The organism is Deltaproteobacteria bacterium GWA2_45_12, from assembly GCA_001797365.1.
GTDB lineage: Bacteria > UBA10199 > UBA10199 > UBA10199 > UBA10199 > UBA10199.
Window position 1 is genome coordinate 65,222 of the sequence record MGPH01000063.1, and the last position, 15,142, is coordinate 80,363.

A 15,142-nucleotide genomic window follows, 5' to 3' on the forward strand; every position below is an offset into this window, starting at 1 on the left:
AAGACAAACCTTCAAAACTAATATAAATTTAAAACACTTATGCCAGGAAATTCATTTGGACTTCTCTTTAGAATAACCACCGCCGGCGAAAGCCATGGGCCGGGAAACACTGTTATCATTGACGGGGTCCCTCCCGGCATTCCCTTGGCCCCGGAAGATTTTGTGCCCGATATGAACCGGCGAAAGCCCGGGCAATCTAAAATCACCACCCAGCGCCAGGAAGAAGACCAGGTCGATATTTTATCCGGCGTGTTTGAGGGCAACACCACGGGCACGTCGATCGCCCTGTTCATCCCCAACACCGATGCCCGTTCAAAAGACTACGAAGATATCAAAGACAAATACCGCCCTGGACATGCCGATTACACCTTTGATGCCAAGTATGGTTTCCGCGATACCCGTGGCGGAGGGCGTTCCAGCGCTCGGGAAACCACAGCCCGTGTGGCTGCAGGGGTTGTGGCAAAAAAGATTCTGGCCATGGAAGGGATTTTTGTTGTCGGTTATGTCAAACAAGTGGGGAACATCATCGCCAACATCCCCCACCCGGAAAAAATCACGCTTAAACAGGTTGAATCCAACATCGTGCGTTGCCCGGATGAAAAAACCGCACAAAAAATGATCGAACTCATTGAACAAGTGCGCAAAGAGGTTGACTCGATCGGCGGTGTAGCTGAAATTGTGGCCACAGGAGTCCCTCCCGGCTTGGGGGAACCCGTCTTTGACAAATTGAAAGCCGACTTGGGGAAGGCCATGCTCAGCTTACCGGCAGTTCTTGGCTTTGAATATGGTATCGGCTTTGGGGCTGCCACCCTCCGTGGAACTCAAAACAACGATATTTTCGTGGCCCAAAAAGGGGAAATCGGCACAAACCCCAATCGTCATGGGGGAATGCTTGGGGGCATTTCATCCGGAATGCCCATTGTCATCCGCTGTGCCATCAAACCCACAAGTTCCCTGGCCCGTGAGCAACAAACCATTACCAATTCAGGCGAAAAAACCACCATCGCCACCAAAGGAAGGCACGACCCCTGCCTGCTCCCCCGCTTTATTCCGATGGGGGAAGCCATGATGGCCATCACCCTGGCGGACCATTTATTGCGTCACCGGGCCCAAAACCTGGCTTAGAAATTGTTTCCATGAAACAAAACATGCCTAAAAACCAATCGCCCATCACCGCCCTTATCGAGGCCCATCGTTATGCGGCCCTCTTTGACCAACAATTAACCCGCCTTAAAGCAAGCACCGGCCAAAAGAAAAACATGGAAAAGCTCACACACGAATATGTCAGCCGGATTAAAAAAATCTCGTCTAAAAAAGAAGGGGAATTGACTAAAATGGTGGGGTTAATTCTTAAAGCCGCGCAGGACCGATAAAGGGCACGGGCAAGGATCTCTCGCTCCGTGTATGGGCGAGGTTACTTCGTCCCTACGGGTTTCCGGATTTGATTTATTCTTTCCTGGTATTTTTTGATTTTGCCCTTTTGTCCCACCTTTTCAAAAACACGGATCATGTCTTCAAGCAAATCGGCCACATAATAATGATTTTTTCCCAAAGTTTTTTCCAACATGCGCAAGGATTGTTCCTGCAAGTCAATGGCTTCTGAAAAACGGGCCTGGGCCGCCAGAATAAGCGCCTGGTTATTCATGGTATTGGCAATGGTGGGATGGCTTTCACCAAATTGCTGGCGTAAAATCTGGAGCGCCTGGGCCGTCATGATGGTGGCTTCATCCAGCCTTCCCTGAAAACGATAAATTTTACCCAGATTATTCAAGCTAACGGCACGATCAGGACTTTCCGCTCCTTCGGCAATTTCCAAACTATCAAGAACCTCTTTGTGAAGATTGATGGCCTCGTCATACCGAAGCATGTCTGTGTACAAAAGGGCCAAAGAATTTTTGGCAGCCGCTACGTTGGAATCATCCGGGCCACCCAGCTTCCTCCAGATTTCAATCACACGTTTATAAAAATCCTCTGCAAGGATGTATTTTTTTCCAATGCGGTAGAGCCCGGCCAGGTTATTCAAACAAACAGCGATATCGGGATGAACCATTCCAAAATTATTTTCCAAAATCTTGAGGGACTGCATGTAATAATTTTCGGCTTCTTCAAACTTGTTCTGAAAACGAAACACTCCCGCCAGATGATTAAGTGAAATGGCTACTTCAAGATGGTCGGGGCCCAGCGCTTGTTTGCGTATTTCAAGGGCCTGGTTGTGCATGGCGAAAGCCTGTTCATACTTGTCCTGGCTCATGTAAACTTCACCCAAATTGGTGTAGGTAGCCGCCAGGGCCACATGACCCGCCCCCATCTTCTTTGTCACAATATCAATAATGCTTTTATAAAGAGCTTCCGCTTCGGCATAACGTCCGTTTACCTTGCTAAACAAGGCCAGCTTGTCACTGGCAACAGCAACATTAAGATGGTCGGGGCCGAATATTTTTTTGGCCAGCGCCAAAGACTCACCGGCCTTGATCTGGGCCTGGCTTATTTTTCCTTCCCGATACAAATCATCCACGCTCCGATTGACTGTTTCCCAGGCTTTCGCATCCAGACTGGGAGCCGGCGTTTGCGCCAAGCCTTCCGCTGCCAAAACAAGCCAGAGCATGAATAGATAACTTGTTGTCTTGAAAAGACTTTTCATAGTGGTTTCTTTATCATGAAAATGATGAATGTAAATAAAAATACCCTTGCGGGGTCTACTGTACCGGGTTTATCCTTGAATCAACAATGAACTATGACACGAAAAATCCAAAATCAAAACTCTCTAGATGGCCAATTGAGTACGGCCGAAAAAACAGAAACAAAATCCCCTTCCATGTATCGGGTTGTGCTTATCAATGATGATTACACCCCCATGGATTTTGTCGTGTGGCTGATACAGACCGTGTTTTTTAAACCTGAAGAAGAAGCAACCTTGCTCATGCTTGATGTTCACCAGAAAGGTCGTGGCATTTGTGGAATATACCCTTATGATGTTGCCCGTACAAAAGTAATGCAGGTTAAAGAACTGACTCAAAAACACGAACATCCGCTTGAATGCATTATGGAGGTGGAAACATGATTATCGCCGAAGAACTCGAAAAAACACTTCAACGTGCCTACAATGAAGCCAAGGCCCGCAAACACGAATTTATTGCCCTGGAACATTTGCTGTATGCGCTTACCTATGACCCCCTTACCTCTGACATTTTGATCCACTGTGGGGGAAACATCCAAAACCTGCGCGAAAAACTGGAAGAATTTTTCAAGACAAAAATGCAGGGCGTTCCCACAGAAATTGCTCCCCGCTACAGTGTGGGGGTTCAAATGGTGTTGCAAACAGCCGCCATCCACGCCCAAAGTTCCTCCACTGAAAAAATTGATGGGGGGTGTGTCCTGGCGGCCCTTTTTCGGGAAAAAGAATCCCATGCCGTTTATTTTTTGGGCGAACAGAATATTTCCAGACTGGATGTGCTCCGTTATATTTCTCACAAGATTTCCAAAATTCAGCTGGCTCCCAGCCATCATGGCCTCCCCGCCAAAACGGATGAAAAAACGGATTCAACCTCATTTCCTTACTGCACCAACTTGAATGAAAAAGCCAAAAAAGGACAGATCGATCCTCTCATCGGCCGTACCAAAGAAACCGAACGCATGATTCATGTATTGTTGCGACGGCGTAAAAACAATCCCATTTTGGTCGGGGATGCGGGCGTGGGAAAAACGGCCATTGCAGAAGGATTGGCTCTTAAAATAGTAAAAAAAGAAATCCCTGCCATCCTTGAGTCAGCAGTTATTTATCATCTCGATTTGGCGGGGTTGCTCGCCGGCACAAAATTTAGGGGAGAATTTGAAGAACGCTTAAAACAGGTGTTAGACCTTTTTAGTGAAAACAAAAATGCCATTTTGTTTGTAGATGAAATCCATACCGTCATTGGGGCGGGCGCTGTTTCCGGGGGTTCCCTGGATGCTTCCAATTTGCTTAAACCCGTTTTGGCCAGCGGTAATCTTAGGTGCATTGGCACGACAACCTACAAGGACTACCGTACCACTTTTGAAAAAGATCATGCCTTCTCGCGGCGGTTTCAAAAAATTGAAATCAACGAGGCCACTGTGGAAGATACCATTCAAATCCTTGACGGCCTGAAAAGTCATTATGAAAATTTCCACGGGGTCACCTACCAACCCGAAGCCCTGAAGGCCGCTTGCGAGCTTTCAGCCCAATTTATTCACGACCGCTTCCTGCCTGACAAAGCCATTGACGTCATTGATGAAGTGGGGGCCGAACAAAAACTGAAAAACCAGACTCCCACACGGCCCATCATTACCGCCGAACAGATTGAAACCATGGTCTCGCGCATGGCCAAGGTTCCCACACAAACAGTCAAGACCGATGACCGTGACAAACTTAAAAACCTAAAAACCGAACTGCGCAAAGTCATTTACGGCCAAGAAACGGCCATCACCCAGATTGTCGCCTCCATCCAGTTAGCCAAGGCAGGTCTTGGCGACCCCCTCCGCCCTCTGGGGAGCTTTCTCTTTTCCGGCCCCACAGGGGTGGGGAAAACCGAGTTGGCCAAACAATTGGCCAAACACATGGGCATTGAATTTGTTCGCTTCGACATGAGCGAATACATGGAAAAACATTCGGTGGCTCGGTTAATCGGGGCCCCTCCCGGTTATGTCGGTTATGATGAAGGGGGACTTCTTACCGAAGCCATTCATAAAAACCCCCATGCCGTTCTTTTGTTAGATGAAATTGAAAAAGCCCATCCGGACCTCATGAATATACTTTTACAGATCATGGATTATGGCGTTCTCACCGACAACAACGGCCGCAAATCAAATTTTCATCAGGTTATTTTAATCATGACCACCAACACCGGCGCCCGCGAAAGCATGGTCAAAACCATCGGCTTTGGGGCCAAGGAATTTGAAGACAAAAGTGCCAAGGAAATTGAAAAAACATTCAACCCCGAATTTCGTAATCGTCTGACAAGCATTGTATCCTTTAATGCCCTTACCCCCACGATTGCCCTACAAATTGTCGAAAAAGCCCTTTTTGAATTGCAGGAAAAATTGACGGTTAAAAAAATAAACCTGCAGTTGGATGCCGCCTCTAAAAAATATTTGGCTGAAAAAGGTTTTGATACCAAATTTGGAGCCCGACCCGTCAAACGCCTCATTGAAAATGAAATTGCCAAACCCCTTTCGGAAGAAATTCTTTTTGGAAAATTAAATGAAGGGGGGAAAGTAAAGATAACGTTTAGTAAAGGGAAATTAACATTTAAAATAAACGTAACCGATCAGCGTAAGGGCAATTCATGAATTGCCCTTACAATTCTCTTGGGGACAGTTATGACCCGTCCCTATCAAAATCATGTCCAAACTTTTAATTCTTCTTATTTTTTCTACTTTCTTTTTTGCCTCCTGCGCCACCAAAAAACCCCCGGAACAACCATTACCCACCGGCTTAACCCGAACCGGTGAAATTTTTTACGGCCGCGCCTCGTGGTATGGGGGCAAATTCCATAACCGGAAAACAGCCAATGGTGAAAAATTTGACAAAAAAGACCTCACCACCGCCCATCGCACACTCCCTTTTGGAACCCTTCTTGAAGTCACCAACCTTGCTAATGAAAAGAGTGTTGTTGTGCGTGTAAACGACCGAGGCCCTTTCATTAAAAAAAGAATTTTGGATTTATCCCACCGGGCGGCGGAACTGCTGGATTTCATCAAGCAAGGTTGGACAGAAGTAAAAGCAGAAATTGTCCAGTAGGGGCGCCCCATGGCGCGCCCCCAGCGCCGACAGAGAAGGGCGCAGCAAGCAGCGCCCGTACGTTGGATTCCGTAGGGCGATTGCCTGCCCGCCTTTGGAGGGTGTTCGCCCGTTAACGGTACAATACGCCCTACAATACCCTTGAAATCTGCCGGAAGACACGTTAGTAAAATCGAATTCCGATGTCACAAAACAACAATAAAAAATCCCTTACCTACAAAGATGCCGGTGTTGATATTGATGAAGGCGATGCCTTAGTTGATGATATTGTTCCTTCCATCAAAAAAACCCATCGAAAAGAAGTGATGTCCAACCTAGGGGGATATGCGGGGTTGTTTGCCCTCGACCTGAAAAAATATCCAGAACCCATCCTTGTTTCTACCACCGATGGTGTGGGCACCAAACTAAAGCTGGCTTTTGAAATGAACAAGTTTGATACCATCGGCCAAGACTTGGTGGCCATGTGTGTCAACGACCTTATTTGCTGCGGAGCCGAGCCCCTCTTTTTTCTTGATTATTTTGCCACGGGCCATCTTTCTAAAGAAGTCGGTGCCATTGTCATTCGCGGAATTGCAGAGGCCCTCGCCCCCATCCATTGCAGCCTCACCGGGGGCGAAACCGCCGAAATGCCCGGCATGTACGCCAAAGGGGAATTTGACCTGGCCGGTTTTGCCGTGGGGGTTGTCAACAAAGACCGTGTCATTGATGGTTCTTCTATAAAAGCAGGCGATGCCCTCCTTGGGCTGACCTCAAGCGGGGTGCATAGCAATGGTTATTCGTTGGTAAGAAAAATTATTGAAACGCAAAAAGTGGAAATCACCCGCGACCTGTGTGGTTTTGACAAACCCATCGGAGAAGTTTTGCTTACCCCAACACGTATTTACGTTAATGAAGTGCTTTCCTTAATCAAACAATTTGATATCCGGGGCATTGCCCATATTACCGGGGGGGGCCTTGTTGAAAACCTGCCGCGCATTTTTTCCCAAAATACCTGTGCGGTCCTTGATAAAACCAAAATCAAAACCCCAACCATCTTCAAATGGCTTCAAGAAAAAGGAAATGTCCCCGAAGATGAAATGTGGCGTGTCTTTAACATGGGGGTGGGATTGGTGGTGGTCGCTTCCCAAAAGCAAAAAAACGACATCATAAAACATTTGGAAAAAATGAATTGCACCGCCTTTGAAATAGGCACCATGGTAGAGAAAAAAACAGGACAAAAAGAAGTCACTTTTTTGTAATCGACGTCATGGCACCTCTCCTTAATCTTGGCATTCTTGTCTCCGGTCGCGGCTCCAATATGGATGCTGTCATAGGTGCCTGTTTAAAAAAATCAATTGCGGCTAAAGTAGGTGTGGTCATTTCAAACAAGCCGGAAGCCCCGGCCCTTCAAAAAGCCAAAAAAGCTTCCATTTCAACTGTTTTACTAGAACACATCAAAGGAGAACCCAAAGAAGTCTACGACCAACGCCTGGTTGCCGAATTAAACAAATACGGCGTTGATCTGGTCATTCTTGCCGGCTTCATGCGGCTGATCAGCCCCGTTCTTCTCAAGGCTTTTCCAAATCGGGTGATCAATATTCACCCTTCCCTGCTTCCCAAATTTCCCGGGCTTCATGCCCAAAAACAGGCCCTCGATGCCAAAGTCAGCGTAAGCGGTTGTACGGTTCATTTTGTAGATGAAGGATGCGATACGGGACCCATTATTTTGCAACAAACCGTTCCCGTGCTGCCCCATGACACTGTCCAAACACTTTCTGAAAGAATTTTGGCCGAAGAACACAAGTTATTACCAAAAGCCATTGACCTGATGGCCACAAACAAAGTAAAATTACACCCTAATCGTCAAGTAATCATCGAATCTTAAAATCAAGGGGGAAAATCATGAAAAAACTAGGGATGTTTTTTATCATCAGTCTTCTTTTAAGTTCTTCAAGCTATGCACGCAGCGACAAAAACAAGACCTTTGGCCTGATGGTCATGGGAAATTTTCAGCTCATCGACACAACCCCCAACCTTGATCCGGGATATGGAGGGGGCTTGTACTTTGATTATCGTTTTAATCAGCGTTTTTCGATTACCGCCGATGCCTGGCTGGCCACCCATGATGGAGAGGGAAGCTCTGATGGTGACAATTCCATTGAATTGTTGGGTATTCCCACTGTAACACTTAAGTATTACTTCATGAAAGATGAAGCCAGCAATTGGGACCCGTATGCCGGTATCGGTGTTGGTCTTTACGCCCTTACCGAAGGCTCTGTTGAAAATGGAACCAATGGTTTTGGTTTGGGGGCCCAAATCGATGTGGGCTTTGATTATTATTTTAACAATTCGATATCGGCCGGTTTTGCCGGCATTTTTCATTCAGTCGGAATTGTTCACAGTTTAGGGGATGGCGGATCTGATTCTTCGGCCATCCTTCCCTTTTCTGTAGTGGGCAAAGTGGGATATCATTTTTAAATGGCCCCCGAGCAGAGTCGAGGGGACCATCCCTTCGACTTCGCTTTAGGAGCCAAAATTAAGGGCTCTAACTTAAGCAACACCTCTACTTCTTTATGCTCGAACGTTACTGCGACGCACTCATTATTGGTACCGAACTGTCAGGGCTTATTACAGCCTCTTTTTTGGCCCGACGTGGGCTTACAGTGCACGTTCTAGACCTAAACCCCTATTCCCAATCACAGCATAAGCCCGACCCATTTTGTGTGGGGCATCTCCATTCAAAGCTTCTGCGTTCCATCATGGGCCGGCTTAATATTCCTGAAAATGACATCCAGCAAGTTTCACACAGCGAGTTTCCCCTTCAGATTATTTTTCCCAACAAACGCATTGATATTTCGGCCAACCCCATCACCTTTTACGAAGAATTAGAACGTGAATTCCCCAGCTTGCATGAACAAATGAAAGTATTTTACGAAACACTGGCGCAAATCAAACATCAGGTTGAAACCAGCCAACTCTATTCCCTTATCTTACCCACAAGCTTCATGGAGCGCCGTCACTTCATGAAGTTTGTCAAAAACAAAAAACTAGATCAGCGTTTAAATGAGCTTAATCTACCCATTGATACACAAGCTGAACTTAAAAGTTTTATCACGGCCCAGCTCAAATTGCTTACCTATGCCCATGTAGACATTCCCTTTGCCTTCCAGATTGCCGAACTGCTCAATCCGGGGGAAGGTGAAATTTTATCCGTCAAAGGTGGGCATGACTCACTCAAACACCTCTTTTTGGAACGCATTGCGCACCATGAAGGAGCCCTGCGCACTGAATCTGCCATTGAAAAACTATTGTTTAAAAATGGAGTCATTGAAGGGGTTGAACTGGCAAGCCAGGAAGGAACCATACTCTCTCGTTATGTCATCTGGAATACCGACCTGAAAAAATTGGGAAACTATTTGCCCAATACTTTTCGATACAGAAGTTTGCGCAAATCCATCCAGAAAATTTCTCCATCGGCGCTGTGGTTTAGTTGTTCGTTTGAGGTCCCGTCAAAATTCATTCCCCAACCCATGGGGGACAACATCATCTTCATTTCGAAACCGGACGAAGCCCTGGAAGGAACCAATTTTCTCTACATCCAAATAAAAAAGAGACAGGAGCAAAAGACAGAAATTTCAGTGAGCTATCTGCTTCCATGCCAGTGGCTAGAGAAAAGCCCCGGTGAGTTTGCGCCCCTTTACGAAAAAATAAAGAATTCCCTTCATTTTCTCATGCCCTTTTCCGAAAACGACTTAAAGCTTACCTTCCCCTTGGAAAAACGCCCTGAAGAAAGTGAAACCCTTTTCCCTTTGGGCGACAATGATTTTGAAATACTCAAACAGTCCGCCCAAAATCACCCTGTGTACTCACTCAAACCCTCTTCTTTCAAAGATCTCTTCCCCCTGACTTACAAAACACCCACACCCAATTTTTTCCTGACTTCGCCAGAAATTTTGGGAAGCATGGGTTATGAGGGTCGTTTTATGCTGGGTTTAAAAGTAACCGATATTATCTGGCAGGACGTCGAAAAAGAAAAACGCCGCGCCATGAAGTTGGAAAAGAGGATTGCGTAGAGGCCTGATCGCCCTCATCCAAAATCATCTTCCAAAAAAGATAGAAACCTTGTTGGGAAATTGTCGCGAATTCGTCGTTGCTGTAAGTGAGATCATCAGATCTGGCTTTCCATCTCCATTGACATCTCCAGAGCTTTGAATGGCAAAGGCCCGATAAGCGTCTACATTCTCATCAGTAAATGTGGCATGGCTAAGGCTACCCGCTTGGTCTCCCAAAATGACAGAATTTCCACGGTTAAACTCCGTAACGGATCCCAAAATAAAATAGGTACGGCCAGCCCTTAAATCATTGGCATTTAACATTCTACGTGATGTGACTGAAAAATCATTCAGACCATCATTATTAACATCCCCACTCGAGGCAATAAAAGCCCCGGCTTCCACAAAACCAGCTTCCCCAACAAGGGATAGATTCGCATTCACTAAATTTATTTCTCCATTAAAATCATTACGTCCAAGAAAAACATAGATTTTTCCTCGACGTGTTGGGGGCACGCCCGGTGGATCATAATTTAACGAAGAAATAGCCATATCTCCCAAACCATCTCCATTCACATCTCCCACGGAAGCAAGTGCCGCACCGGCAAACGACCCTCCCTGTTCCGCAATAAAACTTGCGGAAGACTCTTGGTTAACGTCAGGAATGGAATGCATGGCTCCACCTAGAAAAAGATAAATCTTTCCTACAGGGCCTTCATTGTTACCTGCAATACGGTAACTGGGAGCTGAAATCCACAAATCACTCATGCCATCCCCGTTGACATCGGGGCTAGCCACTATTCTCCTGCCGAAACCAGTTTGCCCTTGGGGCATGCTCAATCGAATCACATCGGCATCATTTAAATTTTGAGCTCCACTTCTTACCTGTTCATTGACACATCCTGAACCGTGACCATAGGCAACAAAAACATCGCTTCGTTCAACGGTTCCCCCTGAAAGTACCACATCACTGCATCCATCATGATTCAAATCATTCCCCCCAATGAACTGGTCCCTGTTCACCAAAGGAACTCTCTGAGCATCTCCTGCGTCGCTACCTAAAAAATATCCTACAGGTTGGGGAGATAAAAAATTCATTCCAGCAATAATCCCACCCACATTCTCAAGATCGATCTCTCCTTGAAGGGGAACCCCGGAACAAGCAGGCCCCTGTCCGTAAACAACATAGACCTTTCCACGTGAAGCTCCCTGACCTTGGCCTGCAATACCAGGGGCGGTCACAACCAAATCACTGCATCCATCACGATTCACATCCCCTGTATTTCCAAAAGATTCTCCTGCCCGAGAACCGCCAACAGGGCCGTTAAAAACAACATCGGCTTGGGCAGGCAATACAGGAGCTGGCCATTCGGGCTTGCCATAAAAAACATATAATTTCCCGGTGGCTCTATTAGCCATGGCCGATCCCACCGCAAAATCGCTTCGGCCATCGCCGTTAAAATCGCCAATGGAAGCAGCCACGATACTCTCCCCCCCAAAATCAATGGTCAAGGAAGCGGCATTCATTCTGATCCCCTCATCGGCACTGCCATTGCAGTTGTTATCTTCACCATCCAACACTTCAGGATTCCCCGGCAGTGTTGCCGCATTCAAATCCCCGCAATCATCGCTTAAGCCACCGTTCGGGCATTGCTCAGGCAGAACGCCCATAGCACAGTGGCCATCGCCATCGGCATCCGGGTCGCACAAATCACCCAGGCCATCGTTGTCCAAATTCCTTTGGGCTTCATTGGCGGTGAGGGGACAATTATCGCGGCTGTCGCCGAACCCATCCGCATCGCTATCACGGAAATCAGCGGCATCCTGCGGGAATAAATCGGACAAATCAGGGGAACCATCATTGTCATCATCCTCATCACAAAGATCCCCCAACCCATCCCCATCCAAATCCGCCTGATTATCGTTAGCGGCCAAAGGGCAATTGTCAGCAACATTTAGCACCAAATCGCCATCGGCATCCCCATTGGGATCATCAATGGGACCCTTAAGCTTATTGAGATGTTCCGCATCGGTTTGACAAGAAACGAAAAAAAGAAAGGCCAAAAAACATAAAAAAATTTTCATAGGATTTTCCTCATACCTGCCGGTTTTTATTGTAACAGAGCGCCCTTGGCCAACACAACAGGGGTTTTTAAAGAATTAAACGGTGCGTTAGGATTTGGGTTTTCGCCAGATTCAAATTCAACCGACATTATCCAGGGCCCGGAAACGGAATTTGGCTCCTAACTCTTCCTCTGCAATCTTGCGGCAGGCTTGAGGGTCAACCTGGGGAAGGCCTACAACGGAAGCCACCACTTCAGGGATGTGTTTAACAGCCTCACCAATAAAGTCTTTGACTGCCGGATAGGCCGCTTCTTTATATTTGGAAGGACACACACGGGCATAAGTGGCCGCATCCTGAGCATTCAAACTTACCGAAAGAGCATCCACAAAGGGGGCCAGTTCGGGAAGAATGTTCCGTTGATGAACAAGATTCCCCAGACCATCCGTATTGATGCGGATGCGTAATTTGGGAAAACGGCTTTTCAAATTTTTGGCAATAATAAGAAGAGCATCCAACCTGCGTGTGGGTTCCCCATAACCACAAAAAACAACTTCCCTGTATTTTGATGGATCCCCTACCTGGCTTAACACCTCTTCCACCGTAGGTTCCTTGGGTAGTTTTAGATAATATCCCTTCACTTCATAGTCGATGAATTTGGGGCAGAAAGTGCATGCCAAGGTGCATCGGTTGGTGATGTTTAGATAAAGGGAATCCCGAATGGCATACACAACACTGGCTTGGATTTGAGCGGCGGGCAAATTAAAAAACCGTGTGGCATTGAGTGTGGTGATTCGTTCAACATCCGAAAGCGAAAGACCTTTCTGTTCGGCAATGGCTTTGGCCACAGTCACCACATGGGCCGGTTCATTTTTTTTGCCGCGAAAAGGGATGGGAGCAAGATAGGGTGAATCCGTTTCGATAAGCATGGATTCAACGGGAGTCAGTTTGACCACCTCGCGCAATTCTTCGGCATTTTTAAACGTGATGATTCCCGTAAACGAAAGAAGACAGCCTAGGTCCAAATATTTTTTGGCCAACGCCCGGTCACCTGTAAAACAATGGATCATTACCTTCCTTTGAGAAAATGAAGCCTGACGAATAAGCTCATAGGTTTTATCCCCGGCATCCCGATCATGAATCACCACGGGCTTATCCAGTTTTTTGGCCAGTTCCAAAAACTGGACCAAAACTTTTTCCTGAACATCATGGGGGGAATGGCTGTAATGAAAATCCAACCCCACCTCCCCAAGAGCCACCACCTTGGGATTTTTTGCCAAAGCCTCGATATGTTTTAACACCTCAGGTGTTACTAATTTTGCATCGTGGGGGTGCATCCCCACGGTTGCAAAAACCTGGGGATAGCTTTTTGCAAATTCCACAGCCTGGTCATTACTTTCAACTCCTTCACCCGCTCCAATATTCACAAACGCCCCCACTCCCGCCTCAAAGGCGCGCGCAAGAATGGCCTCGCGCTCTTCGGGCGAGTAATCTTTAAAACTGAGATGGCAATGGGAGTCGATGAACATAATTGGCTTGTTGCCCGTCGCTAGTTGCTAGTGAAAACCCTACCCGACTAGCAACCAGTGACTAGCAACTACTAGCGACCAGTGACTAAATTATCCTTTTTTTTCCGGAATGAGATACTCCACCATGCTTAAAAGGGAAAGATGAATTTGGCGTAAAAAGGACATCAGTTCCAGGTGAATGGAAGAAGTGTCCAGTGTCTCTTTTAATCCGTCGTGCAGGCGAAAAAGATGGGTTTTTTTGAGTGGATCCATGCGTTCATTATAAAACTGCTCATGATGCTTGATTTGAAGGGCCAACTCCTCATTAAAAGAAGAAAGACAGGCCGTGGCCAAGACCAGCATGTCTTCGGTGGCCTTATACATTTCACAGATTTCAAGCCAACCTGTTTTTGAAAACTCCAGGTTCTTACTCCATTTGACACGGGCCAGCCTCATCAATTCCCTTTCGATGGTATCCCCGATATTTTCAAGTTCGTTGGCGGCATTCATCAAATGAAGGCTGATGGCCACCTCCTTTTCATCCAGTTTTGAAAACGACAATTTGGCCAAGTACAGTTTGATGGCCTTGTAAAGAACGTCCACCTTGTGATCACGCGATGAAATATCATCTTCAATATCCAGATTGTATTTTTTCAACACCATGAGCGAGTCGCGAAGCATGCCCAGGGCAATATCCGCCATGCGAACCAATTCGCGACTTATTTGTGCAAAAGCAAGGGAGGGAGTGGCCAGGCTGCTTGGATCAAGGTATTTGGGGCCAAAGGGCTGGTTTTCCAATTTTTGGGGAATAAACCAACAAACCAGTTTTTCCCCAAAAGAAATAAAGGGCAAAAAAATCAGGGCCACAAATACGTTAAAGAAAAAATGACTCAGGGCAATTTCAGCATTCACAGTCAGGGTCCAACCCATCATGCCTTCCACAACCAATAAATGAAGCTGATGCAACAAACTGACGCAGAAGGGAATGAAAGGGGCAATAACAATGACGGCCCCCACACGCAGAATCAAATTGGCCCAAGCCACTCTTTTACCTTCCACATTTGATTTGATGGCCGCTGTAATCGCCGTAAAAGCCGTACCCACATTGGCCCCCAAAACCATGGGAAAAGCCGACTCAAAAGTAATGGACCCCGAATAAGCCAGGGAAACAAGAATGCCCAAAACCACCCCACTTGAATGGACCAAAGCCGTCACCACAGCCGCGATGACAAAATTAGCCAGTGGATAATGATACATAAATTCAAAAATGGTGGGAATCCACGGGTAGGTTTTAAGTGGGATGGTAGCCTGGGCCATCACATTCAACCCCAAAAATATAAACCCCAAACCAAACAGTATTTCGCCAATGGCCCGGACGACTTTACGGTCCGCAAGAAAACGGAGCAGCAGCCCCGACACCAAAATAACCACGCCATAATCAACAATGGCTCTCACTGAAATGAGCAATACAACAAAGGTGGTCCCAATACCTGCCCCCAAGGCAACACTCATGGCCTGCTCTAAAGTAAGCAGCCCGCTTGAAGCCAAAGCTACAGTCATCACTGTCACAGCCGATGAACTTTGCAGAAAAAAAGTAACCCCAATACCCGTAAGAAGACAGCGGAACCGGCCACGCGTTGTCCGGGCAATCATGCTTTTAAAGCGATCCCCCGCGTAGGTTTCAAGCCCTTCATGCGTGGAATAAAGCCCCAAAAAGAAAAATGCCAAACCCGCAATAAATTGCAGAATATGGGAAGAAGGCATATTGAAATTGTAGATGATA

General features: G+C 46.7%; 13 protein-coding genes. 9 read left to right on the forward strand and 4 right to left on the reverse strand.

Annotation, left to right across the window (positions count from 1 at the left end; all coding sequences use genetic code 11):
• Positions 1 to 39 precede the first annotated feature (39 nt).
• Both A2048_08580 and A2048_08585 read left to right on the forward strand, forming a co-directional pair.
• Positions 40 to 1,125, forward strand: coding sequence for a chorismate synthase (locus tag A2048_08580; GenBank protein OGP07512.1), 1,086 nt, complete (start codon positions 40 to 42; stop codon positions 1,123 to 1,125).
• Between the two features lie 11 nt (positions 1,126 to 1,136).
• Entirely contained in the window at positions 1,137 to 1,373 is a 237-nt protein-coding gene (locus A2048_08585; GenBank protein ID OGP07513.1) for a hypothetical protein, read from the forward strand.
• A gap of 41 nt (positions 1,374 to 1,414) precedes the next feature.
• On the opposite strand, the gene A2048_08590 is transcribed toward A2048_08585, so the two are convergent.
• Complete coding sequence (locus A2048_08590) at positions 1,415 to 2,641, reverse strand: hypothetical protein (protein OGP07514.1); 1,227 nt, start codon at positions 2,639 to 2,641, stop codon at positions 1,415 to 1,417.
• A 93-nt stretch (positions 2,642 to 2,734) separates the two neighbouring features.
• Between A2048_08590 and A2048_08595 the strand changes: the two genes are divergently transcribed.
• The 7 genes from A2048_08595 to A2048_08625 all read left to right on the forward strand — a co-directional run bounded on the left by A2048_08595 (position 2,735) and on the right by A2048_08625 (position 9,810).
• Positions 2,735 to 3,061, forward strand: a complete 327-nt coding sequence (locus A2048_08595) for an ATP-dependent Clp protease adaptor ClpS (GenBank protein OGP07515.1) — start codon at positions 2,735 to 2,737, stop codon at positions 3,059 to 3,061.
• Entirely contained in the window at positions 3,058 to 5,307 is a 2,250-nt protein-coding gene (locus A2048_08600; protein OGP07516.1) for an ATP-dependent Clp protease ATP-binding subunit ClpA, read from the forward strand. The genes A2048_08595 and A2048_08600 overlap by 4 nt, the downstream gene beginning before the upstream one ends.
• Positions 5,308 to 5,359: 52 nt before the next feature.
• Positions 5,360 to 5,758, forward strand: coding sequence for a hypothetical protein (locus A2048_08605; GenBank protein OGP07517.1), 399 nt, complete (start codon positions 5,360 to 5,362; stop codon positions 5,756 to 5,758).
• Positions 5,759 to 5,940: 182 nt separating this feature from the next.
• A complete protein-coding gene (locus tag A2048_08610) occupies positions 5,941 to 6,996 on the forward strand; it encodes a phosphoribosylformylglycinamidine cyclo-ligase (GenBank protein ID OGP07518.1) in 1,056 nt (351 codons plus the stop codon).
• Positions 6,997 to 7,004: 8 nt separating this feature from the next.
• Positions 7,005 to 7,622: a phosphoribosylglycinamide formyltransferase gene (locus A2048_08615; GenBank protein OGP07519.1), complete on the forward strand. Its 618-nt coding sequence runs from the start codon at positions 7,005 to 7,007 to the stop codon at positions 7,620 to 7,622.
• A gap of 17 nt (positions 7,623 to 7,639) precedes the next feature.
• Positions 7,640 to 8,215 carry a hypothetical protein gene (locus tag A2048_08620; GenBank protein OGP07520.1) on the forward strand — a complete coding sequence of 192 codons (576 nt, stop codon included), beginning with the start codon at positions 7,640 to 7,642 and terminating at the stop codon, positions 8,213 to 8,215.
• 95 nt (positions 8,216 to 8,310) lie between these two features.
• Complete coding sequence (locus A2048_08625; protein OGP07521.1) at positions 8,311 to 9,810, forward strand: hypothetical protein; 1,500 nt, start codon at positions 8,311 to 8,313, stop codon at positions 9,808 to 9,810.
• A 24-nt stretch (positions 9,811 to 9,834) separates the two neighbouring features.
• Here the strand turns inward: A2048_08625 and A2048_08630 are convergent, their stop codons facing one another.
• The 3 genes from A2048_08630 to A2048_08640 form a co-directional block, all read right to left on the reverse strand.
• Complete coding sequence (locus A2048_08630) at positions 9,835 to 11,874, reverse strand: hypothetical protein (GenBank protein OGP07522.1); 2,040 nt, start codon at positions 11,872 to 11,874, stop codon at positions 9,835 to 9,837.
• Between the two features lie 117 nt (positions 11,875 to 11,991).
• Positions 11,992 to 13,380, reverse strand: coding sequence for a hypothetical protein (locus A2048_08635; GenBank protein OGP07523.1), 1,389 nt, complete (start codon positions 13,378 to 13,380; stop codon positions 11,992 to 11,994).
• Between the two features lie 90 nt (positions 13,381 to 13,470).
• Complete coding sequence (locus A2048_08640) at positions 13,471 to 15,123, reverse strand: hypothetical protein (protein OGP07524.1); 1,653 nt, start codon at positions 15,121 to 15,123, stop codon at positions 13,471 to 13,473.
• Positions 15,124 to 15,142 lie beyond the last annotated feature (19 nt).